Source organism: Novosphingobium resinovorum (assembly GCF_001742225.1).
Lineage (GTDB): Bacteria > Pseudomonadota > Alphaproteobacteria > Sphingomonadales > Sphingomonadaceae > Novosphingobium > Novosphingobium resinovorum_A.
Window position 1 is genome coordinate 149416 of the sequence record NZ_CP017077.1, and the last position, 25678, is coordinate 175093.

The 25678-nt window shown below is 61.1% G+C and carries 18 protein-coding genes and 6 pseudogenes; 13 read left to right on the forward strand and 11 right to left on the reverse strand.

Annotated features, from left to right (window positions below):
- Positions 1–21 precede the first annotated feature (21 nt).
- A pseudogene (locus BES08_RS34775) lies at positions 22–1877 on the reverse strand (PAS domain-containing protein); the annotation flags it as partial.
- A gap of 123 nt (positions 1878–2000) precedes the next feature.
- Positions 2001–3029 (reverse strand): annotated as a pseudogene (locus BES08_RS34875) (PAS domain-containing protein); the annotation flags it as partial.
- Between BES08_RS34875 and BES08_RS25770 the strand changes: the two are divergent.
- Positions 3012–3509, forward strand: coding sequence for a class I SAM-dependent methyltransferase (locus BES08_RS25770; RefSeq protein ID WP_231958437.1), 498 nt, complete (start codon positions 3012–3014; stop codon positions 3507–3509). The pseudogene BES08_RS34875 and the gene BES08_RS25770 sit on opposite strands and share 18 nt — an antisense overlap.
- Positions 3510–4425: 916 nt before the next feature.
- The gene (locus tag BES08_RS25775; RefSeq protein WP_231958438.1) at positions 4426–4911 is read left to right on the forward strand and encodes an ankyrin repeat domain-containing protein; all 486 of its coding nucleotides are present in this window, start codon (positions 4426–4428) and stop codon (positions 4909–4911) included.
- 43 nt (positions 4912–4954) lie between these two features.
- Here the strand turns inward: BES08_RS25775 and BES08_RS25780 are convergent, their stop codons facing one another.
- Positions 4955–5497, reverse strand: coding sequence for a PRC-barrel domain-containing protein (locus BES08_RS25780; protein ID WP_069710181.1), 543 nt, complete (start codon positions 5495–5497; stop codon positions 4955–4957).
- A gap of 496 nt (positions 5498–5993) precedes the next feature.
- Between BES08_RS25780 and BES08_RS25785 the strand changes: the two genes are divergently transcribed.
- Entirely contained in the window at positions 5994–6257 is a 264-nt protein-coding gene (locus BES08_RS25785) for a DksA/TraR family C4-type zinc finger protein (RefSeq protein ID WP_069709716.1), read from the forward strand.
- Between the two features lie 81 nt (positions 6258–6338).
- Here BES08_RS25785 and xth read toward each other — a convergent pair.
- The 3 genes and pseudogenes from xth to BES08_RS25800 all read right to left on the reverse strand — a co-directional run bounded on the left by xth (position 6339) and on the right by BES08_RS25800 (position 10691).
- Positions 6339–7142: pseudogene (gene xth / locus BES08_RS25790) on the reverse strand (exodeoxyribonuclease III).
- Positions 7139–9660, reverse strand: a pseudogene (ligD, locus tag BES08_RS25795) (DNA ligase D). Before ligD ends, xth begins: the two co-directional pseudogenes overlap by 4 nt.
- A gap of 95 nt (positions 9661–9755) precedes the next feature.
- Positions 9756–10691, reverse strand: a complete 936-nt coding sequence (locus tag BES08_RS25800) for a GNAT family N-acetyltransferase (RefSeq protein WP_069709717.1) — start codon at positions 10689–10691, stop codon at positions 9756–9758.
- A 167-nt stretch (positions 10692–10858) separates the two neighbouring features.
- On the opposite strand from BES08_RS25800, the gene BES08_RS25805 reads away from it, so the two are divergent.
- Entirely contained in the window at positions 10859–11107 is a 249-nt protein-coding gene (locus tag BES08_RS25805) for a KTSC domain-containing protein (protein ID WP_069710182.1), read from the forward strand.
- Here the strand turns inward: BES08_RS25805 and BES08_RS25810 are convergent.
- From BES08_RS25810 to BES08_RS25820, 3 genes are all read right to left on the reverse strand, one after another.
- The gene (locus tag BES08_RS25810; RefSeq protein ID WP_069709718.1) at positions 11078–11338 is read right to left on the reverse strand and encodes a hypothetical protein; all 261 of its coding nucleotides are present in this window, start codon (positions 11336–11338) and stop codon (positions 11078–11080) included. The genes BES08_RS25805 and BES08_RS25810 overlap by 30 nt on opposite strands.
- Before the next feature lie 4 nt (positions 11339–11342).
- The gene (gene ku / locus BES08_RS25815; protein ID WP_069710183.1) at positions 11343–12236 is read right to left on the reverse strand and encodes a non-homologous end joining protein Ku; all 894 of its coding nucleotides are present in this window, start codon (positions 12234–12236) and stop codon (positions 11343–11345) included.
- Positions 12237–12863: 627 nt separating this feature from the next.
- A complete protein-coding gene (locus BES08_RS25820) occupies positions 12864–13130 on the reverse strand; it encodes a hypothetical protein (RefSeq protein ID WP_069709719.1) in 267 nt (88 codons plus the stop codon).
- A 117-nt stretch (positions 13131–13247) separates the two neighbouring features.
- Here BES08_RS25820 and BES08_RS25825 point away from each other — a divergent pair.
- Positions 13248–13741: pseudogene (locus tag BES08_RS25825) on the forward strand (nucleoside deaminase).
- A 693-nt stretch (positions 13742–14434) separates the two neighbouring features.
- Positions 14435–15377: pseudogene (locus tag BES08_RS25830) on the forward strand (tyrosine-type recombinase/integrase).
- A gap of 85 nt (positions 15378–15462) precedes the next feature.
- Here the strand turns inward: BES08_RS25830 and BES08_RS25835 are convergent.
- Both BES08_RS25835 and BES08_RS33755 read right to left on the reverse strand, forming a co-directional pair.
- Entirely contained in the window at positions 15463–15714 is a 252-nt protein-coding gene (locus BES08_RS25835) for a hypothetical protein (protein ID WP_069709720.1), read from the reverse strand.
- A gap of 102 nt (positions 15715–15816) precedes the next feature.
- Positions 15817–15987: a DUF6771 family protein gene (locus BES08_RS33755; protein WP_338043880.1), complete on the reverse strand. Its 171-nt coding sequence runs from the start codon at positions 15985–15987 to the stop codon at positions 15817–15819.
- A 458-nt stretch (positions 15988–16445) separates the two neighbouring features.
- Between BES08_RS33755 and BES08_RS25840 the strand changes: the two genes are divergently transcribed.
- The 7 genes from BES08_RS25840 (at position 16446) to BES08_RS25865 (ending at position 25389) form a co-directional block, all read left to right on the forward strand.
- Positions 16446–17054: a DedA family protein gene (locus BES08_RS25840; protein ID WP_069709721.1), complete on the forward strand. Its 609-nt coding sequence runs from the start codon at positions 16446–16448 to the stop codon at positions 17052–17054.
- Complete coding sequence (locus BES08_RS34225) at positions 17047–18348, forward strand: diguanylate cyclase domain-containing protein (RefSeq protein WP_231958439.1); 1302 nt, start codon at positions 17047–17049, stop codon at positions 18346–18348. Before BES08_RS25840 ends, BES08_RS34225 begins: the two co-directional genes overlap by 8 nt.
- Positions 18349–18515: 167 nt before the next feature.
- The gene (locus BES08_RS25850; protein WP_069709722.1) at positions 18516–19535 is read left to right on the forward strand and encodes a MucR family transcriptional regulator; all 1020 of its coding nucleotides are present in this window, start codon (positions 18516–18518) and stop codon (positions 19533–19535) included.
- A 108-nt stretch (positions 19536–19643) separates the two neighbouring features.
- On the forward strand, positions 19644–19919 hold the full coding sequence (locus BES08_RS25855) for an HU family DNA-binding protein (protein WP_069709723.1): 276 nt from the start codon (positions 19644–19646) through the stop codon (positions 19917–19919).
- Positions 19920–20016: 97 nt separating this feature from the next.
- Positions 20017–20247, forward strand: a complete 231-nt coding sequence (locus BES08_RS32130; protein ID WP_083274824.1) for a hypothetical protein — start codon at positions 20017–20019, stop codon at positions 20245–20247.
- A 416-nt stretch (positions 20248–20663) separates the two neighbouring features.
- A complete protein-coding gene (locus tag BES08_RS25860; RefSeq protein WP_197524529.1) occupies positions 20664–21917 on the forward strand; it encodes a metallophosphoesterase family protein in 1254 nt (417 codons plus the stop codon).
- On the forward strand, positions 21904–25389 hold the full coding sequence (locus tag BES08_RS25865) for a YhaN family protein (protein WP_069709724.1): 3486 nt from the start codon (positions 21904–21906) through the stop codon (positions 25387–25389). The genes BES08_RS25860 and BES08_RS25865 overlap by 14 nt, the downstream gene beginning before the upstream one ends.
- Positions 25390–25678: the final 289 nt, after the last annotated feature.

Sequence of the window (25678 nt, forward strand, 5' to 3'; positions counted from 1 at the left end):
GGCACGCGCGCACTAAGTCTATTCGATCTCTCCTTCGATCACGAGACGCACAGCCGTCGCCAGTTCCTCGACCGTGAAGGGCTTGCCAATCAGATGCACGCCTGGATCGAGCACACCGTTATGGACTACGGCGTTGCGGGTATAGCCGGTGGTGAAGAGAACCTTGAGGTCGGGACGCCGCTGGCGTGCCTCGTCTGCAAGCTTACGGCCATTCACCTCGGGCATGACAACATCGGTGAACATCAGCGCGATTTCGGGATGGGCGTCGATCAGCTTGAGTGCGGCTGCCGCCCCATCGGCCTCGAGCACCCGGTAGCCAAGCTCACTCAGAGCATCGACCGAGAACTGGCGCACACCCGGCTCATCCTCGACAACGAGGATCACTTCCTGACTCTCGCCCAACGGCAGCGCGTCGTCCGTCTGGGCGCTATCCACTTCATCAACTGCGCCCATGAGACGGGGCAGATACACCTTCACCGTGGTCCCCTGGCCGACCTCGGAATAGATCTTCACATGTCCGCCCGACTGTTTGACGAACCCGTAGACCTGGCTGAGGCCAAGGCCGGTGCCGCGCCCAACCTCCTTGGTGGTGAAGAAGGGGTCGAACGCCTTGGCAATGACTTCCTCGGGCATGCCGCTGCCGGTGTCGCTCACAGCGATCATCACATATTGCCCGGCCGGCACGCCGAGATGGCCGGCCGCGTAGCGAGCGTCGAGATGGCAATTGGCGGTTTCGATTGTCAGCTTCCCGCCATCGGCCATGGCATCTCGCGCATTGACCGCGAGGTTCAGAATGACATTCTCGAGTTGGTTGGGATCGGCGAAAGTCCGCCAAAGCCCGCCAGCCAGCACGGTCTCGGGCTGAATATCAGGAAGCGTATGGCGAAGCAGATCGGACATGCCGGCAACCAGCTTGTTCACGTCTAACGCCTCGGGCTTGAGGGGCTGCTGGCGCGAGAAAGCGAGAAGGCGCTGGGTGAGTTGAGCCGCGCGCCGCGCGCCATCCATCGCCGCGTCGACATAGCGCCGGGCCCTGGGATCGGCGTCTCCCATGCGCCGGGTCAACAGGTCCAGCGACCCGACGACGACGGCAAGCATATTGTTGAAGTCGTGCGCGATACCGCCGGTGAGTTGACCGACGGCTTCCATCTTCTGGCTCTGGCGTAGCGCATCCTCGGCTCTTGTCCGCTCGGCGACCTCCTCGGCAACGCGCAGTTCGAGCCGTTCGTTAAGGTCTAAGAGTTGGGCCTCATCAGCCTTGCGCGTCGTGACGTCGATCGCAACGCCGACCACGCGACGGTTCGATATTCCACATCGTAGAGCGCGCGCTGATCAGGATCGGCGGCAGCCGCGAATGCCGCGCTGGTCGCTTGCAGATCGTCGGGATGCAGTCCCGCATAGAAGTCGCGCATGGACACCGGCACATCGGGCGAAATGCCAAACATGCCCTTGGTGCGGGCCGGCCAGATCAACACATCTTTTATGATGTCGACGTCCCAGAGGCCGACATCGGAGGCTTCGGTCGCGAGACGAAGCCGCTCTTCACTTTCGGCGAGCGCGGCCTCTGCCGCCTTGCGCTCGGTCTGATCGAGCATCGCGCCGATCATGCGCACGGGAGCGCCATCGTCACTGCGCAGCACGGCCCCGCGATCGAGCACGAATGCGTAGCTGCCGTCAGCACGCTGGAAGCGATATTCGTCGGTCCAGCCGGTGCCGCTATGATCGATCACCGCATGGATGGTGGCCTCGATCCGCGCGCGGTCTTCGGGGTGGATGTGGTCGAGCCACCACTGCGCGCTTGTCTGCTCCAGTGCATGCCCGAAGCGCGTCGCCAGCGCCTCGTTCCAGACGACGTGGCCGTCGGCGAGACGCCAGTCCCAGATGACGTCACTCGTAGCACCGATGGCGAGCCGGTAGCGTTCCTCAATCTCGCGGTGGCTGGCCTCAATGGCCTTTCGTTCGGTGATATCGAGCGAGGTTCCGACAAGGCCCACCACCGCACCATCGGCATCCCGCAGCGGTGATTTGGTCGACAGCCAGATGGCACGCCGGCCATCGGGAAAATTCACATCCTCCTCGACCTGTTCGGAACGGCCGCTGGCCATGATCCGCTGATCGGTCGCCATTACCATGGCGGCCTGCTGTTTGTCCTCCAGCACCTCCAGGTCCGTGCGGCCGATAAAATCCTCGGGTGCCTTGCCGATGAGTTCGCTCGTACCATGGTTGCCGATCATCAGCCGGCCTTCGCGATCCTTGGCGTAGACGACGCCGGGCATGGCATCGACGAAATTGGTCAGCAGCGCCCGCGCGCTGTCGCGTTCAGCCTCGATACGGCGACGTTCTCCGATATCGATAATCACGCCGGGAAAGCTTATGGGCTTGCCGCCTTCATCATGGACGACGTGTCCGTTGGCCTCGATCCAGTGATACTGGCCATCGGTGCGACAGACGCGGTATTGATGAGCATAGCGGCCACCCCTCGCGAGCGCCTCTTCAATGGCGGCGATCAGGCTGGCGCGATCCTCGGGATGGACGGTCTCGACGATCTTCTCGAGACCGAGACCGTCCCGCCTCAAGGCGGGGTCAAGACCGAACGCCTCGGCAAAAGGCTCATCGACCGTGAAGCGGTCGGCGGGTACATCCCAGAACCAGGTTCCGACGATAGCGCCGGCTGCAAGTGCGAGCTTGAGGCGGTCTGCGTCCAGACGCGAGCGCGCGACGATAGCCTGCAGGTCGTCGATAGTCTTCGCCTCGGTTCCGGTTGAGTCCAATGCCTTAAGCTCCTGATGCCCGCGACTGTATATCTGCGAGGCAAGGCGCGATCCAGTTGAAGCTGGGCGCAGGCCATCGATTTGGAAGCGGAATGTTGCTGGCCGGAAAATGCCCTGAAGCCAAAAGGGCGCACAGCGGTTTCTCCATCGAAGGAGAGGCCGATGAAAGACACAGGCTGGGTTGCTTTGTCGGAATTCTTGCGAAACCCCGGCGCTGTCGGATCGGCCTTTCCCGCGAGCATGAAGATGGTCGATCATTTACTTGGACCGCTCGACTGGTCAAAGATCGCACTGTTGATCGAATATGGCCCAGGAAGCGGTCGCTTCACCTTCGAGATACTCCGGCGCATGTGCCCCGACGCGCGGCTCATGGCGATCGAGACCGGCGCAGAGTTCGCCAGGAGCCTGCGCTCGGACTGCGACGACCACCGGCTGATCGTTGTCGAAGGATCAGCGGCGCAGGTGAACCATCACCTTGGCCGCCATGGCCTCGGCCAGGCCGACTTTGTCGTGACCGGCTTGCCGTTCTCGACGCTCGGGCCCGCTGAAGGCGATGCGATCATGCGGGAGACCGCTTTGGCGCTCAAACCTTCCGGGCAGCTTGCGGCCTATCAGATGCGCACGGCTATCAGGCCCCTCATTGAGCGGCATTTCTCCGACCTGCGCGACGCCTACGAATGGTGGAACATCCCGCCGTGCCATCTCTACTGGGCGAGCGGGCCGAACCGGAATGCCTAGCGCGCGAGAGCGCGTGAGCGAGACCAAGGCCGTTTCTAGGGAGACCACTCAGACGCCTCACCTACCCAATCAGGCGAAGCCGCCAGTCAGGTGCCGCTTTCTCCACGAAAAGTCGCAACGCGGTAGAGGTAGAAAAGCAAGACCGCGACCATGATCGCCGTGCTCGCAGGTCCGAGATTGCGGTCGACCGCATCTAAGCGGCGTCCGAGGATATATCCCGCATGGCCAAGCGCACTCGTCTAGACGCCAGCCCCGGCGGCCGTAAGCAGAACAAAGCTTGCAAGACCCATCTCGAATATCCCGGCGGGAATCGAGATCGGAGTGCGAATGCCGGGTATCAGGTGGCCCACCGGTACTGCCCAGCGGCTGTGCCGATCGAACCAAGGTTGCACGCGCCCGGAGAATAATGGAGCAACCTCGCCGCTCTCCTAACGGTTGAGCGCCTTCGCCTTGCGATCGGCCCACTCTTTGCCCGCGTCACCACCCCAGAGCAACCAGGCGATGAAGCCGGCTGATGGGTCGCTGTCCGAATTCTATTTGTGGGTTTTGCCGTCCTTGTCCACGGCATGCCGTGCGAAGAAGCTGTGCATCGCCCTCACATCGGCTTCGCTCAGGTCGCGGCGCTCGGCAAGTTGATGCGCCCGAGCGACACCCACTTGGGTTCCGCCTCAGTCGAACTTCCCGCGGAGGCGTAGCCCGCGTCGCGCAGCAGACGCCATCCTCAGCGTGGGTTTGAAACTCTGGCTCGACGTCATCGCGCTCTCCTATCGTTAAGGAGAACAATATCCAGCAGTATGGGTTTCGTCGGCGTGATTCCTTTGCATGACACACGCACTGATGTGCATCCGATCACTTCAGAAAGGCGGTCTAACTCCAATGTCCTCGTCCACTGCCGCCGCTCCCTTCGCCCGAACGGGTGCAGGAACTGCTGTTCGACGCTGCCAGGCTGGGGCGCGACGACGTGATACCGGTCCTGCTGGAGGCGGTTGCCGATATCGAGGGTGTCGGTGCGAAGGGGCACACCGCCCTGGTCCTCGCGACCTATCATGGTTTCGAAAAGACCGCCGCGCTGCTGTTGGATCGCGGCGCCGATCCGAACGGCGCGACGGCAAGCGGCAGCCCGCTGATGGGGGTCGCTTTCAAAGGACATCTGCCCATCGCCGACCAACTGCTCGCCGCCGGTGCGGACCCGAACCTGCGCAACGCTGCGGGACAGACCGCGCTCATGATGAGCGCCCTGTTTGACCGGCGAGAGGTCGTCGAACTTTTGCTTGGCGCCGGCGCCGATATCAACGCAGTGGATCTTGCTGGGAACGACGCAGCGATCCTTGCGCGAGTGCAGGGCAATGATAGTTTTGTCCAGTGGCTCACCGAGCGGCAGGAGACACATTCCTCGAGATGATTGAGCCGCTTCCGAGATTTTTCACCTGGAACAGTCAGCGGATCTAGGCCAGTCCATTCGGGGATGCTGGCCATTCCCCTTCCACCAATGTGGGTAGACTTTCGAACCAGGCGCGCGATCCCTTCAGATTCAGCTGGTCGCGGGCGAAATCTATCTCACACCGATCGATGGCTCGCAATTCTTCGCCAAGACCCCCAATCCCGCTCGAAGCCACGACAATATAGCTGACGCTGCCGCTCTCGCAGGAGAGGAGGGCTTCGACCGCCTTGCCGATCGCCTTTCCATCGCGGAGAAGGACAGGCATGCCGGCGATGCCGGTCGCAGTGAACAGGGTCGGAAATCGGGAGCGCCGACTTGCTTCGGTGGCGGACTTACCGCCATCCTCATAGGCTCGCTGCCTGCCTAGCCAGCGCCGGATACCAATGAGATTGACGAGTGTAAGGAAGCCATTGCTAGCGATGAGATTGGTTTGCTGTGACGAAAGCCCGACAACAGACCAGGCGATCGAACCGACGGTGAAAACGACAAAACCCCAGCCCGTCACACGCGCGCCAAGATTGGCCGCAGTCATCATTGCAGCGATCATCGTAGCGGCGGGCGCGATCCAACCGGCTAGATCTTCCAAAAGCAGCTCCATCACTAAATATGAAAATCGGAAACGCGAAGGGCACCTGATAACGCTCGAAATCCGAGTTCAGCTGCGTGCGTTTGCTGTATCCCCTGTGCAATAAGCTCACGCCGGACCCAAAGAGTTCCAGTGGTATGATCTGTTGAAACATTCCAGACGGTACGGGTGCAGCTTGCGATACTGCCCTCTATGTTCCGTCGGCCGGCAAGCGAGCTATGTGTCCAGCAGCCAAGAGATGATGATGCAAAACGCCAACCCGGCTTGGACGCAGGGGTTTTTCGCGCGTTTCTCAACGCCGACCTCCCTGACTTTTGTTTGTGCCGACATCGAGCAGCTTTCGATCAGCCATGCTCGCTCTCCGTAGATGCAAGAAGAGCCCATGATCCAGCCTGCCGTTCTCTCACCTGGAACCCAGGGCACCGTAACTCCATTTTAGAATCTGGAGGTCAAAGCGATGGCGAATGGCTGGGCGCGCGACGGCGCGGTGCAGGATCAGATAGACGATACGGTCAGGGACGCTGTACAGCGCGCGCGAACTATGATGCCCGCTGGCGAGAGCGCAGAGTATTGCGACGACTGCGGCGAGGACATACCCGAGCGCCGGCGGCAGGCGTTGCCCGGCACCCGTACCTGCGTTGCGTGCCAGTCGATACGTGACGCTACTCTACGTTCTGTCGGCATAAATCGCCGGGGCAGCAAGGATAGCCAGCTCAAATAATTTGCCTTCAACGTTGCTGGTCACGGCGATAGCTTGCGTGCAGATGGTTGGTCCCACGGGCAACGCTCCTTTGGTGTCGCATCACGGCCGTCGAGTGCGGCGTGCGACCTTTTTGTCGGAAAGCTCCACCCAGACGGGCGCATGGTCGCTCGACTTCTCCCAACCCCGCACATGAGCATCCACCTGGGCATCGACGAGCCGGTCACGCAGGAGCGGACTAAGCAACAGATGGTCAATGCGCAGGCCGGCGTTTCGGCCATAGGCGTTCCGAAAATAATCCCAGAAGGTGTAGATTTTCTGGTCCGGATGAATCTTCCGAAGCGCATCCGTCCAGCCCTGATCGAGAAGCCGGGAAAAGGCCGCCCGGACTTCGGGCGCGAATAAGGCATCGTCGAGCCAGCGTTCGGGCTTATAGACGTCGCGCTCGGTCGGCATGACGTTGAAATCGCCGAGCAGAATCACCGGAGCTCCGGTTTGCAACAGTTCCGCAGCATTATCGATGAGCCGGTCGAACCAGCGCAGTTTGTAATCAAACTTCGGCCCGGGACGCGGATTGCCATTCGGAAGGTAAAGGCCGGCGACGAGCACGCCGTTAACCGCGGCTTCGATATACCGGCTCTGGCTGCTGTCGGGGTCATCCGGCAATCCGCGGCGGGTCTAATGAATTTCGCCGATACGGCTGAGGATGGCGACGCCGTTCCAGCTCTTCTGGCCATGCCAGATCGCCTGATAGCCAAGCTCGCGAAAAGCGCTTTGCGGAAACTTCTCCTGCGGCGCCTTCAGTTCCTGAAGCATGACTATGTCCGGCTCGGCCTCGGCCAGCCAGCGATCGAGGACCGGCAGACGGCCGTTGACGCCGTTCACATTGTAAGTGGCGATCTTCACAAATCCGGGAGTATCTGGTCGGCGTGGCCCCAGTGTGCGAGTGCCCTGGACCGTGCTCGTCGCACCATCTCGGCGGCATCGCCGATATGCCAATGGGCCGGACTGTCGAGATCGCGCAAATCTTCCCAACTGAGCGGCACGGCAATCGGCGCGAAGGGCCGCGAACGCGCGCTGTACGGCATAACCGCAGTGGCACCGCGCTGATTGCGAAGATAGTCGATGAAGATGCGACCGGTACGTTTTGCCTTGGCGAGCGCTGCGGTGAAGCTGTCGGGGGCGGCCTGCGCCATGGCCATGGCGAAACGATGCGCAAAATCCTTGACCACAGGCCACTCGGCGGTCGGCATCAGTGGCGCGATGACATGAACGCCCTTACCGCCGGTCGCCATCGGAAAGGTCGTAAGCCCCATCTGGCCGAGCACGTCCTGAAGATGGAAGGCAGCGGAGACGACATCCTTGAACTCCAGACCCTCGTCCGGATCAAGATCGAAAACCAGTCGGTCTGCCTTCTCGACGTCCTCGATCCGGACGCCCCAGCCATGGAACTCGATCGTGCCCATCTGAACACAGGTCAGAAGTCCGGCGGGCGTGTCCACGAACAGATAGGGTTCGTCATGCCCATCCTTCTCGCGGATCGCGACATGTTTGACCTCGTCGCCGAAGCTGCCGGCATCATGCTTCTGGAAGAAGCATTTTTTGTCGCGCCCTTGCGGACAACGCACGAGGCTGATCGGGCGGCTGCCGGTCCAGGGCAGCATAATCTCCGCAACGGCTTCATAATTGTCGGCGAGTTGACCTTTGGTGAGCTTGCCCTCTGGGAAGATTACGCGCTCGCGGTTACTGATCGTGACGGTGCTCTTGGCATTCGGAACGGTCAGATCGCCGACCGGCGCTTCGATCTCGATCACCACTGCTTCGGGCTTCTTGTCCTCTCGCAGCCCCAGATAACTCGAATGGCGCAACACGCCTTGTCGGTGAACTCGATGAAGGCGACCTCGGCAACGAGCTTCGGCTTGACCCAGTGGGCACCGCGCACTGCCGCAGGGGGTGCCTTCACGGTTGCGCTCTTTTGTTCGAGCGGCGTCATCAAGGCCATCAGACGCTCGATCTCGTCGCCGGTGAACCCCGTTCCAACCTTGCCTGCGTATCGCAGCACACCCTTCTCGTTCACGCCCAGCAGCAAAGCGCGAAAGCCGCGCTGCTTGTCCGACGGTGTCCATCCGACGACGACGAACTCCTGGCGGCGGATACACTTGGTCTTGACCCAGGTCCCCGAACGCGAGCCAGAGTAACGCGCGTCGGTGCGTTTCGAGATGACGCCCTCCAGTCCCGCACCACAGAAGCTGTTGAAAAGCTGTTCGCCGCGCCCGATGATATGGTCGGAATAGCGCAAGTGGCCTTGGCCCTCGCCGATCAGCGCGGCGAGCAGCGCTTTGCGCTCCAGCAAGGGCCGCTGCGTCAGATCTACGCCGTTGAGCTCGAGCAGGTCGAATGCAAAATAATCGACCGCATTGGGGTCGCTTTTGAGCGCTGCCTGCAAAGCCTGGAAGCTGGTGCGTCCGTCCGGCAGGATCACGATCGCTTCGCCATCGATCAAGGCACTGGCTGCGTCGAGCGTGACGGCGTCGCCGATCAGCCCGGCGAAGCGGTCCGACCAATCCAAACCCGAACGCGTATAGGCGCGACCCTCGCCATTGCCGATGGCGAGCAGCGTGCGGTATCCGTCATATTTGAGCTCATGCAGCCAGCGATCGCCCGGCGGCACATGATCGACGAGAGCCGCCAATTGCACAGGCTGGAACGGCGGCAGGATACCGCCACCCTTCTTCCGCTTTGGCGCCTTGGGTGGAGTTTTGGCTTGCGCCTTTGCGGGGACGGAGGCCGCTGGCGATGGCTTGGCTTTTGATCTTGCAACCGGCTTGCCGGCCGCGATCTCTTCCATTGTGCGTCCGCTCTCGATGCTGGTCAGATGGAGCCCGACCAGATCGTCTGAGCCGCCGGCAAAGGCGTCGTTGACCTTGCGCAATATCCAGTTCTCGCCCTTTTCCTTGCCGCGCGGCTTCATACGAAACAGGATCCATTCGCCCTGCATCCGGCGCCCGTGAAGGATGAAATGAAGATGGCCCTGCGGCAGGGTCTCGCGCGGTTTCTTGCCGGCGATCGTTTCCCATGTTCCGTTGTCCCCCAGCATGACAGTGCCCCCACCATACTCGCCCTTGGAAATGGTGCCCTCGAACCGGGCGTAGTCAAGCGGATGGTCCTCGGTCCGCACGGCCAGCCTTTTGTCATCCGGATTGGCACTTGGCCCACGCGTCACAGCCCAGCTGAGCAGGACGCCGTCCAGCTCAAGGCGAAAATCATAGTGCAGACGGGATGCGGCATGTTTCTGGACGACAAAGCCGTTGCCGGCGGCAGGTTGTGTCGCTCCGGACGGTTCGGCCGTGCGCGCGAAGTCGCGCTTGGCGCGGTAGGCGGCGAGACTGTCCTTTGTCTTGGTCTGTGCCTTTGCCTTTGCCATGTCGACCTCGGATTCCTTTGTTCCTTAATCCGCAGATGCCGTGACTCGTTCCTGTGCCGCCCAAGCGTCCTGGACGTGTCGCATCTGGACACCGATCACTTTGGGTCGATTGAGCGCGCGAAACGGTAGCTGGTCTGCTCGAACTTCAAGGCCCGGAAGAAATTGTGGGAGTTCCTGACCTCGATGTCGCTCATCGCTTCAAGCCGCGTGCAACCTGCCTTGCGCAGCGACGTCATGGCTTCATCGACCAAAGCGGTGGCGATCCCTTTTCTTCGGTGCGCTTCTGTGACGAGCAGCATTGTCAGTCTGCCGACCGGGCCATGCTGGATCATGGGAATGACGGCCCAGGCGCAGCAACCGACGACCTCTCCCAATTCCGCAACGGCCATGCCGGCATCCGCCTTGAGCGCTGCCTTCAGATTTCGCGCGATGCCGAGTTCGTCAAACTTGACCGCCGACAACTGTCGCACGAGCGGGACGAGTGCCTCCGCATCGGCTGCCGTCGCGGTTCGAATGACCAGTTTCAACTCGGGGACCGGCGCTGGATCGGGGCGGCGGTCGTTTCGAGGAGATGCTAATCTGACGCTCGCAGCCTCTTTCGCGGCGGTTTTACGCTGATCTGCTGACTGCTTCTCGGCCTTGTTGCGACCTTTCGAAGGTGCTCGGCTTTGCGATTCCGACTGTCCTACCGACCTGCGTTTTGCGCGTGGCCGGATGACCGATTCCGGATATTCATCTTTGCCATCATTGCCGCCAGTGGGTCGGGCTTTCGGTGCCGGTCTGGCGGGGGTGCTTTCTGCCGATGCTTTCCAGCTGCCGGCGGCACCGGCACGCAGATAGGCCTCAACGTCTTCGGCCGACGCTTCCAGTCCGTTGGCACCGATGCCGAGCAAGGGCTTGCCCCCTGCATCGGTAAGCCCGAACTTGCCATAGTCGCCGACGCCGGGTTTGCGCTTTCGTGATTTTAAGAGCTTGAGGCCGCGATGCTGGGCCATGTCGCGCAGTTTTTCATCGCTTCCCACCTCTGCCATCCTGCCAAAACCCCTTACCTGGCGCCTGGTTCATGGAACCTCGAAACCGAATCTGAGCGTGCCTTCATCCGGCCATACTTCGGACTCGGGTCGGCTTTCGGCAGGGAACATCTCGGCGGCTCTGTCGCTGGGTGCTTATGCGCGCCTGCCGCTTCAACAATTCTTCGATGATCGAGCGTGCCGTGTTCGACGAAGCGGCAGGCACGCTGTGCATCTCGTTTCGTCAGACCGGCAAATATCTCTACCATGACGTGCCTTCCACTGTCTTCGACGACTTGTGCAAGGCCGCCTCGGCGGGCAGGTTCTTCAACGAGCAGATCAAGGGGCGCTTCGCGCACCGTCGCGACCCTGAACGCCGGCGTTTCGGTCCCACGGATGAAACTCCATCAGGTCTCCCCGAGCACCCGATAGACTGACATCAGGTGCTGGCCGGCAACGGCGCGTGCGCGGGGCGATCGCACAGTTTCCTCATTGGTTTCGTGGAGCATCGTCAGCATATCGAGCACCTCCTGACGTGGCATGCCGGTTTCGAGCAGGTGCGTGCCGATCAGCGCCAGAAGGTTGCTCCAGAGTGTGATCGCGCCCTCCGCAAACGCCGCATCATCATCGTCGTTGCTGCCGGGGGTCTTGCGAATTGGATTGGGCATAGGATTATGCCCGCTTGCGCGTCGTCTTCGGCGGGGATTTCGTCGCTGGCTCCTTGGCGGCGCCCTTCGTTGCCTTTTTGGCGGGTGCCTTCTTCCCAGCGGGCTTGGCATCGCCGCTGCCGAGCGATTTCTTGAGCGCCGCCATCAGATCGACGACGTTGCTACCCCGCGTATCAGCTTCGCTATCGTCCGCGTCGATGTTGAGGGTCTTTCCCTTCTTCTTGCGCTCGATCAGATCCTTCAGCGCGTCGACATAGCGGTCATGGAAATCGGCGGCATCGAACTTTCCGGTCTTCTTGTCGATCAGGGTGGTGGCGAGATCGAGAAGCTCGTCATCGGGATCGCCGTCGCCGATTTCGCGGAAATAGCTCGCCGCCTTATTCACCTCATCGGCATAACGCAGGGTTTCCATCACCATTCCCCGTCCGCAGGCCTTTATACTGACGACATATTCCCGCCCGCGCATCGCAAGCTGACCAAGTCCGATTTTCCGGCTGCGGCGAAGCGCCTCGCGCAGTACGATGAAGGCTTCTTCTGCCAGATCGTCTGCGGGAACGACATAATAGGGTTTTTCAAAATAGATCGGGTCGATGTCGTGGCTGTCGACGAACTGGGTCAGCTCCAAGGTCTTCTTGCTCTCCAGCTTGACGCCCTCGATCTCTTTCTCATCGAGCAGGACATATTCGCCCTTGGCATATTCAAAGCCTTTGACGATCTCGTCGAGGTCGACCGGGCCGATGCCGGGCACGACCTTCTCATATTTGATGCGTTTGCCAGACGGCTCGTGAATCTGATTGAACGCAATCGTCGCGCCGCTTTTGGTCGCCGAATAGATTTCGACGGGGATTGAAACCAGAGCCAGTCGAATCTGGCCTTTCCAATAAGGTCTTGCAGCCATGATCGTCTCCAACGCATCATGCCGATAACTGTCTCCGGCAAACAGCGTTCCTGGGCCAAGAGGCAAGCGCTTCAAGCACCATTGTGCATCAACCGCAGGTTTGGCCTACGAATGCGATGCCCGTCCTGAAATGACGGATTAATGTCCGCTGAGGAAACCGCCAAAATCGACGGCCCGTGCGTGGTCCAGCAAATGTTCGTACGGCTCGGCGACGTTGTCTGGGCTTAAAGCTGCAAGCAGCTTGAGGTGTTGTGGAAACCACCGGTTCTTGGGCAATGAAGACAGCCAGGGAGAAGAGCCTGTCTATCCGGGTTCGATCTGACCGATCTGGCGAGCGATTTGCGGGGTGCCCAGAAGGGCGAACTGCCCTATCTGTCTGCGGCGATCCAGCGCGTTGGCTGGCGCGTATCAGTGGGCATTTCACTCGGATCGTGCTAATCAAGACCTGTTCAGCGGAGATGAAGATCCGGTGGGGTCATGGATGCGCTACGCTGCAAATCGCCGCGTATTCAACGCAGCCCCAATCTCTAGCCTGAGCATGTCGCCGCTTATCGGCTGATGCAGAAACTGCGCTGACCCACCGAGGGGGGCTGCCGATGCGGCGCATCAACACCGGCAGCCGTCCCGTCAGGCCTGCATGCGCGTCGGTTCAGCGAAGCCACTCGGTCGCTGCGCGCGCGCCTTCTGCGCGCGCGCCTTCTGCGCGTCCCGCCGCTCTGCATGCTTCTTGTAGGCGTAGCCGCCGGCCACGGCGGCGACGATACCAAGCGGTCCCATGCGCCGCAGCACGGTCGGAGCGGCGAACCCAAGCAAGGTGCCTGCCGTCCCATCGACGCCGCGGACGTATTCGGACGCCTTGTTGCCGGCGATTGCACTGATAATTCTGCCAAGCATCGCGGGGAGGACGTGGCGGCCCTTTTTCCATCCGTTTTGCGGGGCGGCAGACCGCGATGGAGAGAGTTGCCGACATGCATGAATACGTACTATCCGGGCAGGGGCTCTGATCGCGGGATGCTCGACGAACAGGACCGCAAGTGGATGGAAGACGCGATCGGCCTGGCGCGAAGCAAGGGGACGTGCCCCGAAGATACGCCGATTGCCGCTGTCATCGTCATGAATGGACGCGTGCTCGCGCGGGGGTCAATATGACGCAGGAGCATTGCTATGCCACCGCCCATGCCGAGATGATGGCGTTCAGGACCGCAGGACCGAACCACGGAGATATGGACCTTCGCGGTGCCACGTTCTACTCGACGCTACAGCCTTGCGGAATGTGCACAATGGCATCGATCTGGGCGAAGATTGGGCGGATCGCCTATGGGGCAGGGCGCGACGATATTCATCGGATGTATTTCGAGGATCAACACCTCGACACCATGGATTTCATCACCGATGCCTGGCGCCAGGATCTGGTGCTGGAGGGCGGATGCCTGCGCGAGGAATGCGCCGCCCTGTATTTTGGCCCGAATGACGACGTGCCGCGGAAAGAGCAAGGCTACATCTGAGCCCAGCCTCGTGCCCGGAAACGGCGCCGTTTCGGGCTAGGGAGGAGAGCCCGCGTGGAGATCCTTGCAATCCGGTGGTTGGTGTAGCTCGCATCGGCTCTGAAACCAGTTGCGCGCGCACCGTGTTGATGTCCGGACAGACCTAGCAAAAGGAGCACGACCATGCCCGCGACACCGAAGACGACGCAAAGCCCTGCTGAGACCGGCGCTGGCGAGCGCGCCAACTGCAAGGCCTCGGAAAAGGTCTCGCCCGGTGACAGCAGCGCAACGATCGCCGGGCAGGGGCAGGGCAGCCCGGCCATCATAACGACTGCCATTGATGAGCCGACGGCCCCCGAACCGACTTCTGACCGCCCGGAGCGCGGCCCAAGCGGGGCCGCCACGGCCGGCAAGTTCCCAGACCGTTTGCCGGAGAAACCCGGAAGTTGAAGCTGGGCGCCATTTCCGTCTCAATGATCTCTCGCAGGCGAACCCTAAAGCGTATTGTCTTGCCGATGCAGTCAAAAAGCTTTGAGCGCCTTCCGGGCAGAGGAAGCAGTAGCACCCCGCTAGGCCTTACCTCAGATTTTGTTCGCCCGACAACGCTAAGCCGGACATAGTGAGAACATCTCACGCGACGAGACGTAACCTTTCGTTTGGGTCGTGAAGCGGCCGAAAGCCGGGACCGCTGAACGCCGCTTTTTCCCGCAGGTAATCGCCGGTCAGCCCGATGTGCGACCAGCCCATCGGCGACACGTGTGCAAACAGTGTTTCGTCGATTTGCATGGCCTCATCGATCCCACAACGGCTCTGCTGGTCAAGCTGACGCTGGCGGCGATCCGCAAGGAGAAAGGGGTGGCCCAGCGCCAGGCCGCGCCGCTGCGATTGAAGGGACCCGTCTCGAAGCTCGAGCACGACCTGGCACGGGGGCTCAATCTTCGGGCGCTGCTGGAAAGCTGCGGTGAGGACCTCGTGGGTCTGCGCGATCGCGCCCTCCTTAGTCTGGCCTACGACACCGGGCTCAGGGCCAGCGAACTGGTCGCCGTCGAAGTCGGGCACATCCTCCCGGCAACCGACCCGGATGCGCGGCTGCTTGCGATCCCGCGTAGCAAGAGTGATAGCGAAGGGGAGGGGGCTAGCGCTTTCCTCAGCCCGCACCGTGCGTGCGGTGAAAGCGTGGTTGGACGCGGCCGAGATCAGCGAGGGCGCACTGTTCCGCCGGGTCTTCGTGCGCCGCTACAAGGCGAGGGCCCGCATACCCGGCCGCGACCTGGCGACGCTGTCCGGGCGCGAAGCCTATCACTGGCGCAAGGCCCTGCCCCAACCTGCCGTGGCGGCGCGCACCGAATACAGTGTCGGCGATGCCGCGCTTCATCCCGGCTCGATCGGGCCGATATGGCGCGCGATCATCCGGCGAGCATTTGAGAAGGGGGCCTTGCCTGATTTGACACGCGACGATCTTGAGCACTGGCTGAAGCGCATCAGCGGGCACTCCACGCGTGTCGGCCTCAATCAGGACCTGTTCGCCAGCGGTGAGGATCTCGCAGGCATCATGGATGCGCTGCGCTGGAAGAGCCCGCGCATGCCGCTCGCCTACAATCGCAACCTCGCCGCAGAAAACGGCGCGGCCGGACGGCTGATGAAGAAGCTGGCTTGAGCGCACAGGGAGGCCGCGAGGCACCCCGGCACCCCGGCGCTCCGGCGCTCCGGCGCTCCGGCGTCGAAGAGTGCCGCGCCTTGCGTCAGGCCTGGGTCCGCGTGGGTTCGACAAAACCGCTGGGCCGTGCGCGCGGCAGTTTTTCCGCGTTCTGGCCGTCGGCATATTTCTTGGCGGCGTACGCGCCCGCTGCCGCGGCAATCAGCGTCAGCGGACTTAGCCGTCGTAGCAGGATGGGCGCTGCGGCACCCAGAAGTGCACCGCCCGTTCCATTGAGGCCTCGCACGTGCTTCGACGCCTGGGTTCCGGCGATCGCTCCGATAATCTTGCCAATCATGCGATTGTCTCCTTCGGCTCCATCAAAGACGTACCGGCAGAATGGTTCCGCTGCAGCGTATCGTGCCATGCAATTGGAACGGGAGGGGACCTTATGGCCTCATCAGGCGAAAGGTTGGCTCTGCATATCCTGGAGTGCGGCTGAAATCATCGCTGCCAGTGTCTCTTCGGCGCGCGCCCGAAGGGAGTCATCCTTGGATTCGAGATCGTGGCGAACCCACTGCGGCGCGCGCTCGATCACGGCAAGGATGGTGGAAGTCAGCAAGGTCGTCATCGCCTGCCTATGAACGCGCGGCGCGGGATGTGTCCAGCTTGCAGAAGCTCGCGGCTTTTCGCCGCCCAAAAATCGGAAAGCACTGCCGGGCGACGATCAATAGCGCAGCTACGCGTTACCGCTAATCAGAGCCGGCGAGCGCCAAGGCACATTCGCGGGAGGGGTGTGGATAACTTGGAGTATAACCAACGCAAAATCGGTGGGGAATTGGCGGATATGCGGGGGATTGCTCGATGTTCATCGGTGTTGGGTTTTGCTGCGACACCCAAGCCTGAGGCGTGGCCATCTTTGCGTGAACGGCACGGACGATCTGAACGCCGAAAAGGCTTCGAAAGAGCACGAGCGCCCATGCCCTCGGGAACGGGGTGGCGCGAAGCCTGTTTGAGAGGAGACGCATGCGGGCCTGACGGGCAAGCGGCGACGCGTGTGAAGTTGTTCAGGCCCTGGGGGCAGCGCAAATGACCGAATGGATCACCGGCATTGTCGAGAAGCTGGGGTACTGGGCCATAGCCCTGCTCATGCTGCTCGAGAATGTCTTTCCCCCGATACCCTCCGAGGTCATCATGCCGCTCGCTGGCTATACGGCGGCCGATGGCGGTCTCAACCTCGCGCCTGTCATTCTCTCCGGCACGCTTGGGACGGTTGCGGGCGCCGCCTTCTGGTGGTGGTTGGCAGGCAAGTACGGTGAGCGGAGACTGAAGGCCCTCGCGGATCGCCACGGCCGCTGGCTGACGTTGTCAGCCGATGAAATAGATCGCATCGATGACTGGTTCGATCGCCATGGCTCCTGGGCTATTCCTCTCGCGCATGTCGTGCCGGGGCTACGTACGTTGATCTCGATCCCGGCTGGCATGTTCGGCACCCGCTTCGCCCGGTTCATCGTCCTGACCACATCGGGATCGGCGGTCTGGAACAGTCTCCTGGCTGGAGCGGGATACCTTCTGGGGAAGCAGTTCTCGGCGGTTGATCGTTACCTCGGGCCTGCGGGCCTCGGGATCATGGCGGCAGTCCTGCTGTACTACATCTACCGCGTCATCACCTTCAGGCCGAGCACGAAAAATGCTTGAGGACGACATCTCCACCACCCTCATGAGGCTTGGGCTTGCGACGATTCTGGGCCTCGCTCTGGGCTTCGAACGCGAGCGCCGGGGCCACGATGCGGGCTTACGCACGCATGGACTTGTCGCGCTGAGCTCGGGAAGGGCGGCCGATCAGTTGCTGCCGGAGGCCGTCTATCGCGATCTCGTGGCACCTCTTTTTGCCATGGCAACGCCCATACTGGGATTTGGCATTCTCTACGCGGTCGTTGGAATACTGGTCTTCGTCAGTTGGCACAGCCGAGCAGTCCTCGCGCTGGTTGTGTGCTCCAGCATTGTCACCGCCATTCGCCTTCTGATCATTCGCGGGTATCACAGGGCAGGGGGAATGACCCAGGAGGTGTCGGCGCTTCGACGATGGGAGAAGCGCTACACGTGGGCAACATGTGCCTGTGCCGGCCTGATAGCGAGCCTCAATCTGGTGGCGCTCGGAGCGCCTCATCCGCTCGTCCATCTGGCCACCGTCAGCCTGATCTTCACCTTTGGCGCCGGGATCGTATCGCGCAATGCGGGCCGACCCCGGCTCTGTCTGCTTGGCCAGACAATCACAGTTGTTCCAGTCTCGCTGGGAATGCTCGTGCATGCGACGCGGATCGGTGCTTCTACCGTTACCGGGCAGTTCTTCATACTTGAGGCCATTCTGCTTCTCGTCGTGGCCGCGATGAGCATCGAATCCGTCCGACATCTTTATCAATCGGCGCTCGAGCATCTGACGACCAAGCATGACCTTGGAAACCTGGCGCGATACGATCCACTCACCGGCCTCGCCAATCGGTTGCTGGTGCGCGAATGCTTTCTGAGACAGGCGCAATCGTGCCGGGTCGATCGCCAGATCGCCATTCACTATCTCGATCTCGACGGGTTCAAGGCGATCAACGACCAGTTCGGCCATCCCATCGGAGACAGGCTGCTGGTCCAGGTCGCCGAGCGATTGGCGGCTACGGTAAGAGGTGAAGATGTCGTCCGCCGACTGGGCGGCGATGAATTTGTCGTGCTTCAGCCTGACGTTCTTCATGCGGACCAGGCGGAGCTTCTTGCGCGCCGCATTATCCGCCAACTCTCCGACAGCTACCACATCGACGATACGGAGATGCAGATTTCCGCCAGCGTCGGGATTTCGCTCGCGCCGGTTCATGGTCTCGACCTCGACAGGCTTCTGCAATGTGCCGATGCCGCGCTGTACCGTTCCAAGAGGAAGGGCAAAGCGCAGGTGCATTTCTGTGATGACCCGGTGCCGGGCGACCGGGGAAGGGCGGTTGCGTAGGCCCTCGGATTGAGCGACAGACCTTGGATCTCCCCATCAAGACGTTCCGTCCGCAAAATTCAGGATTCTTGGGCACATTGTGACTTGCAAGATGTTAGTCTGAGCATGAAAAGCATGCGGTCGCAAATTGTCGATCCTGATAGGCAGTCTTTGGAGCAGCATCTGTAATGGCCGAACCTGAAAATCCCGCCGATGTCACGGCATTGACGGTGCAGTTGCTGAGCGCATACCTCACCAATAATACCGTTGCTTCGGAGAACCTCGCCGATCTCATCCGCACAACGAGGGCGGCGTTGACGCACGACGCCGCTGATTCTGCGCCAGCTGAGGAGCCTGAGGTGCACACGCCAGCCGTGTCGGTGCGAAAGAGCATATCGTCTCCTGAGTATCTCATCAGCCTCATCGACGGGAAGCGCTACAAGACGCTCAAGCGCCACTTGGCTGCAAATGGATTGACCCCGGAGACCTACCGCGAGCGGTACAAACTGCCGGCGAACTATCCCATGGTCGCCCCGGACTTCGCGGCCAAGCGCCGCGCCATTGCGGAGCAGATTGGTCTCGGCAATCGCCCGAAAACCGCCAGCGCCGTAGGCAATGCGGAGCCCGTTGCAGCGCCCCTGGCCGGGGCAAGCACTGAGCCTGCTGCCGAGAGCAAGCCATCGGCTGCGGAGATCCCTGCGGTCAAATCGCCAATCGCCAGGAAAGGGGCCCCGAAATCCCCAGAACCAGCAGGCAAGGCGAAGCGGAAGGCGGCTACCAAGCCAGTCAAAGCTAAAGATAATGCGCCAGTTGCTGCCGCCGCCGAGGATGACAAGGTTGCTTCGGCCGAGCCAGTCGCACCCAAGGAGAAAGGCAAGCTCAAGGGCAGTCCGACGTCCGCATCGGTAGACGCGGCAGTTCCCCGAAAGAAGCGCGCGGCGAGGAAGGACGCAACGGCTGACGTCGCGCCGGCTCCAATCGCCGAAGCAATTCCGGCGGGCGCGTCGCCACCCGCTCCTACACCGGTTCGCAAGCCGCGTGGCAAGTTAGGTCTATTCGGCAAAGGACAGGCGAAGCCGGGCGACAGTGATCCTGCAGCTGAGGGTCAATTACCTTCTGAACCCGTGCAGGCCGCTAATCCGACCAAGGCGCCGCGGGGCAAGCGGATGGCTCGTGCACCGAAAGCGACCCCGAGCAACGCTGGCTGAGTTTGCCGCCTGCCCTCTCAATAATGGTCGGGTAGTCCGCGTTCGGACGTGACGGATCTGGCCGTCGGCTCTAATGGCCGCCGCCCATTGAAAGAAGAAGGAACTGCTATGAACAACAATGATCTGGCCGAGACGATCGCCACCGATGCCGGCCTAACCAAGGCAGATGCGCGCAAGGTCGTCGACGCTGTGTTCGATGCGATCGCCGATGCGGCTGCCAAGGGCGAAGAGATTTCGCTGAACGGCTTCGGCAAGTTCAAGGTCAAGGACACACCTGAGCGCGAAGGCCGCAATCCGGCCACCGGCGAAGCGATGACGATCAAGGCCGCCCGCAAGCTGAGCTTCACCCCTGCCAAGGGCATCAAAGACAAGCTTAACGGCTGAATATTGGAAAGGCGGCGCCCCCAGCGAGGCGTCGCCTTTTGCCCGAGCTACCTGACGCTGCGCTTGCCTTGTAGTCGGTGGCGGTTAAGTGGATGCAATGACTGCATCGGACCTCGAACAGCTTTTGATTGCCCTGCTCATTCGGGAAAGCGGTGGCACATCGCAAACATGGCGGCGAGCTCTCGGCAAAATCATCGTTCGCGACGCAAAAACCTATACTCATTGCAATTGGGATGTCAGGCCCAGCGGGACAGATAGGCAGCGTTCCGCCATCGAGCGACTTCTCGACGACGTACGCCTTGAACACTCAATCGTCGTTGCCAGCTGAGAGTAGGGCGCACGGGAATGGCCGGGGCTGGGACTTTCCGGGCTGTCCGCTTCGGAGCGCAAAAACAGGAAAACGGACTTTCAGATTGCATTTACGTGATGGCCGCCTCCGCCGACATTCCTGACATTTAACTCCCATGATCGGGGTCGCCAAACCGGTCATAGTGTCATTCTGGCATTGGGATGGTGGAATGCTGGAGCGTGGGACGTTCCACTCGTTCCCAAGCAACCGGTCGCATGGCAGATCTTGCCAGGACCAGCCAGCCATCGGTACCAATCGACTCATCCCAAGGCTGCCCGCCAACTACATCTTGACGAGATTGTGGAGCTCAGACCACTCCCCTCAAGTGCTATGAAATTATTATCACGAGATATTTTAGGGTGGTTTGTGCCATACTGGAGACGGGAGGCCTTCGATTGACCGAATTTACCTTTGTACATGCCGCGGATCTTCATCTCGATAGTCCCTTAGTTGGATTGGCCGGTAAATCTGCGGATTATGCCGTGCGCGTCGAGGCGGCGTCGCGCGAAGCCTTCGATAACCTGGTTTCCCTTGCAATCGAGGAGGGCTGCCGGTTCATTCTGTTGGCCGGTGACATTTTCGATGGCGATCTGCGTAACTTCCAGACGGGTCTTTATTTTATGGAAGGGATGCGCCGGCTTGACGAAGCCGGCATCGCAGTGTTCATGGTCCTTGGAAACCATGACTCCGCCAATCGTTTTGCCGACAAGCTGTCCCTATCGGGCAATGTACATGTCTTTCCCAAGAACAAGGCAATCACGCATCGTCTCGATGATGTCGGAGTCGCGATCCATGGGCGGAGCTTCCCCCGCCCGGACGTCTCCGAAGATCTGGCGCGCGAATATCCGGCAGCAACCGAGGCACTGTTCAATATCGGCGTTCTCCATACGGCCTGTGCGGGCAGCGAAGGTCATCACGCCCGGTATGCGCCCTGCACGCCCGAGCAGCTCACCAATCATGGCTATGACTATTGGGCGCTGGGCCACGTCCACGCCTATACCGTGCTCGGGGAGCACCCGCACATCGTCTATCCCGGTAATCTTCAAGGCCGGTACCCTCGTGAGACGGGCCCCAAGGGAGCCGTTGTGGTCAAGGTCAATGACGGCGGAGTCACCAGCCTCGAGCATCGCGCGCTGGATGTGGTGCGCTGGGCGTCGATCACTGTTGATGTGTCGGGAACGAGCGAACACCCGGAATTACTCGATCTTATTCGCGGCCAGATCACCCGAGGCGTTGAGCAAGCCGATGGACGGCCTCTTGCCTTGCGCCTGACGGTGACGGGAACGACACCGCTTCATTCCAGATTGATCCTCGAGCGCACCGCTTTCCGGGAGGACGTGGAAACACTGTTGGCAACGCTCACGGATGACGTGTGGCTTGAAAAGCTGAGGTTGGAAACGGCCCATCCTGAGGCGCCCGACGCAGTCGATCCAACGGTGGCTGGAAAGCTTGATCAGGAAGTGACCCGCCTCTGCCAGGACAGCGCGATTGCGCAAGTTCTCGAAGCGCGACTTGCCGAGATTCGGACGAAACTGCCCGCTGGAGCCCATGCCGATGCATTCATTGAGCAGATGCGCGCCGAGATACCCGAACGCGCCGCAGCCCTTGCGCGCAGTCTAGTCAGCGAGGCTGGTCATGCGCCTGACTGAACTCAGCCTTGAGAAATATGGCGGCTGCGCCAGTCGTGAGCTCACCATTCCTGAAACGGCGGGCCTCACCGTGGTGTACGGTGCCAATGAGGCGGGCAAGAGCACATGTCTTGAGGCGATCAGCGACTTTCTGTTCTCGATCCCCAAGAATACTCAGCGCGGCAGCTTGTTCGGATATGATGGCATGCGCATCCGGGCTTCGATGCTGATGGCTGATGGCAGCACGGTGACGCTCAAGCGCCGCAAGGGCAACGGCAAAACACTGGCTGACCTGTGTGGAACGGCGCTCGATGACACCGTCCTTGCGCCGGTGCTGGGCGCCATCACGCGGGAGCGGTTCGAGACACTCTTCGGCCTGAACCATGAAACCTTGCGCAACGGCGGGGAGCGATTGCTTCACGCCGATGGCGACATCGGGCGTCTGATCGTCGAAGCAGGCGGCGGCTTGCGCACGCTGGTATCTCGCCTCGAAAGTATCGACGGCGAAGCGGACAAGCTCTTTGATACGAGGCGGTCGGTAAATCGTGTTTTCTACCAGCAGTTGACGACATTCGAGGCAGCCGAAAAGACGGCACGCGGCGCGCAACTGACCCGGGAAACCTTTGAGCAGACGCGCAAGGCATCGCTCGCAGCCGCGGAAAAGCTCGAGGCCCTGCGCATTGAGAGGCGCAGCCTCGGCGCGTCGACGTCCCGGCTGGAGCGCGTCCTGCGCGTCGTACCCCACTTGCGTCAGCTGGCCGGCCTGACGCAGGATCTGGTCTGCTACGACGATGTCGCGTCCTTCCCGGATGATTTCGCGGCCAAGATGCGGACTGCCTTGGACCAGCGCAACAAGGCTGAAATGCGGCTCGAGGGCGCGATCGAGCGGCGGGACCGCCTGAAGGCACGGCTTGATGCGCTGGTGGTGAACCCGGGTCTCAAAGCCGCCGAACAGCGGGTGCGTGATCTGGCCGAACGCGCCATTCACGTCAGCAAGGCCCGGTCCGATCGCGCCAATCGTCAGCGCGAGATTGATGACGGCGAGGCTCAGCTAGCGGCGCTGCGCAGGATGCTTGGCCTGCCGGACGATGCAGACCTTGCACCACTGATCCCGGACCAGTCTGCCCTTAATCTTGTGCGCTCGGCTGCCGACGAGATAGTGGAGCGCCGTCCAGGTCTAGCCTCTGCCAGAAAGCGCCTTGGCGAATTGGTGGCGTCGCTTACGGTGATTGATGATCGTTTGGAAACGGCACGCCAGGCAGGGCATAATGCTCCGCCAGAGGCGTCGTCATCGGCCTTTGCTAGCCTTGCGGCCCAGAAGTCAGCACACCAAGCACGTCAGCAGGCGCTGGATACTGACAACGCAACATTGACCGGACGGCTCAAGGCTCTGGGTTTCGATACCATCGATGTACTTGCCACCCTGTCATGCCCCAGCGTTGACGATATTCGCAGCGAGCAGGCCGCGCGCGAAACGTTAACTTCACAGATCGAGTATCAGGCCAAGCTTAAGCGGCAGGCCGAGCGCGAGATTTCAACCGGAGAGGCTGAGATTGGCTCGCTTCAGGCATCCGGGACCATTGCAAGTGACGCGTCACTTGCCGAAGCGCGCATTCTGCGCGCCGATGCTTGGCGGCCGATAAAATCGGCATATGTCGCGGGACATCTGCCCGATGACGCCACCGCTCGCCTTGCCGTTGCCGACGACTTGGAATCGGCAATCGTGTCTGCGGACCAACTTGCCGATCGCCGCGCCGCAGAGGCAGAACGGGCTGCATCACTTGCACTCGCACTGCGGCGCGTGGCAGACGCAAGGACTGATGTCACGGTGGCAGAGGCCGAGATGGCCGCACTTGTCGCGCAGTTAGAAGTGCGCACTGGGCAATGGGGAAACAGTTTCCCGCAAGTACAGGCCAAACATCCGGAACTGGCCTCACTGCTTAAATTTGCCCAGGCTCGGCAGCTGGTGCTGGACGAATCGGAACGGCTACGCACCCCGTCGAATGCGCTCGAAATTGATGTGGCCCAACTTGCGCCGACCGTCGAACTGCTCGAACGGATCGAACAGAGCCGCAAGCTAGATTCTACACTGTCGTTCTCAGCTCGAGTCAGCGCGGTGCAAACCGCCATCTCCCTGCACGAACAGGCCCATGCCGGATATGTCAGGGACATGCGAGACCGGGAGGACTTCGAACGGCAACGCAAGCTGGTTGAGGCGGAAGTGCAACAATTGTCGGACGCACAGGCTGCCTGGGACGCGGCATGGCCTACTGCGACAAGTGGGCTGGGGCTCAAACCCGACATTTCGCCGACAGATGCCAACAGTGCGGTGACTGAATGGGTCGGCGCACGCGGTGTCCTATCGGCAATAGGGCAGACCCGCCAGCGGCTAAAGCGCATGGACGAAGACGAGACGAACCTTACAAAGGATGTCAGTAGTCTCGCGACCGAACTCGCCATCGAGATCGGCGAAGACTGTGTGGTTGCAGCGCAGATGCTGCTGGCCCGGTTTACCGACAACGCCACCGCGCAAACCCAATATGACGGGATACTCCCAGACTTTGAGGAGGCGAAGGTTGAGGCTGATCAGGCACAAGAGGCTCTCGGCACCGCTCGGGAGGTGCTGGCTAAGCTCGCGGCTTCGGTAAAACTCGATGGCAGCGATGATGGTATCCTTCTGGACACAGCATCACGGTGTGAAGCACGCATGGCTTTGGGCGATGAGATCGCCCTGGTAGAACGCACCGCGACGGACGTAGGCGACAAGCTTGATCTCACTGCTTTGCGGGCTGAATGGGATGAACGCGACCTCGATGAGGTTCGCGCAGAACTGACCGAACAGACATCGCGTGCTACCGAGATCGAGGGCGAAATCGAGGCAGCCATTCTCACCGAGAAGGCCGCGAAGGACGACCTTGCTGTCTATCTGAGCCAGAGCGAGGTCAATCACGCCGTTGCCGAACGCGAGGCGGCGGCAGCGCAGATGCATCTCGCCCTCGAACGCTATCTCGAGCTATCCGTTGCTCGCGAATTGGTGACATCGGCCATGGCAACGATCCGCGCAGAACAGCAAGATCCGCTGATTGCGCGGGCAGGTGAACTGTTCAAGGCGGCGACACTCGGTGAATTTGCCGGCATCGAGACAGATATCGATGACAAAGGCCATCCGGTCGTGGTCGGACGGCGCGCCAATGGCGGTATTGCTGCGGTCGTTGCCATGAGCGACGGCACACGCGACCAGCTTTTCCTCGCCTTCCGGCTGGCGAGTCTAGAAAATTATGCCAGTGCGACGGAGCCGCTGCCCTTCATCGCGGACGACGTTCTGGTGCATTTCGATGATGAGCGCAGCCGGTCCACGCTCGACCTGCTCGCCGAATTTGGCAAGACCAACCAGGTCCTGCTGTTCACACATCATCGCAGCGTCCGGGCCCTCGCCGAACCGCTGGTGCAACAAGGCCTTGCCAACATCATCGACCTAGATCGTGCGGCATGAGGTCGTTCCGCCGCCTTACCCGCCGATACTGGTGCCAGAATTATCGGCCGGTGCGGGCACGAACTGCATGAGGCAGTACAACCTATCATATTGGGGGCGGCTTAAGTTGCGAAAGGTACCTCGGAGGCATTTGAAGGACGGTATGCGCCAACGCGTAGAAATCGTCGAAAAAAGCAAAAACGGCTTTCCGGATTTCCGGCCCTGCCGCGATCAGCGGAGACGAGCGTGCTTTTGGGACGCTCGCAGAACCGCTGTTGTATAAGGCAAGGGGGCATAATGGCTCGAACTT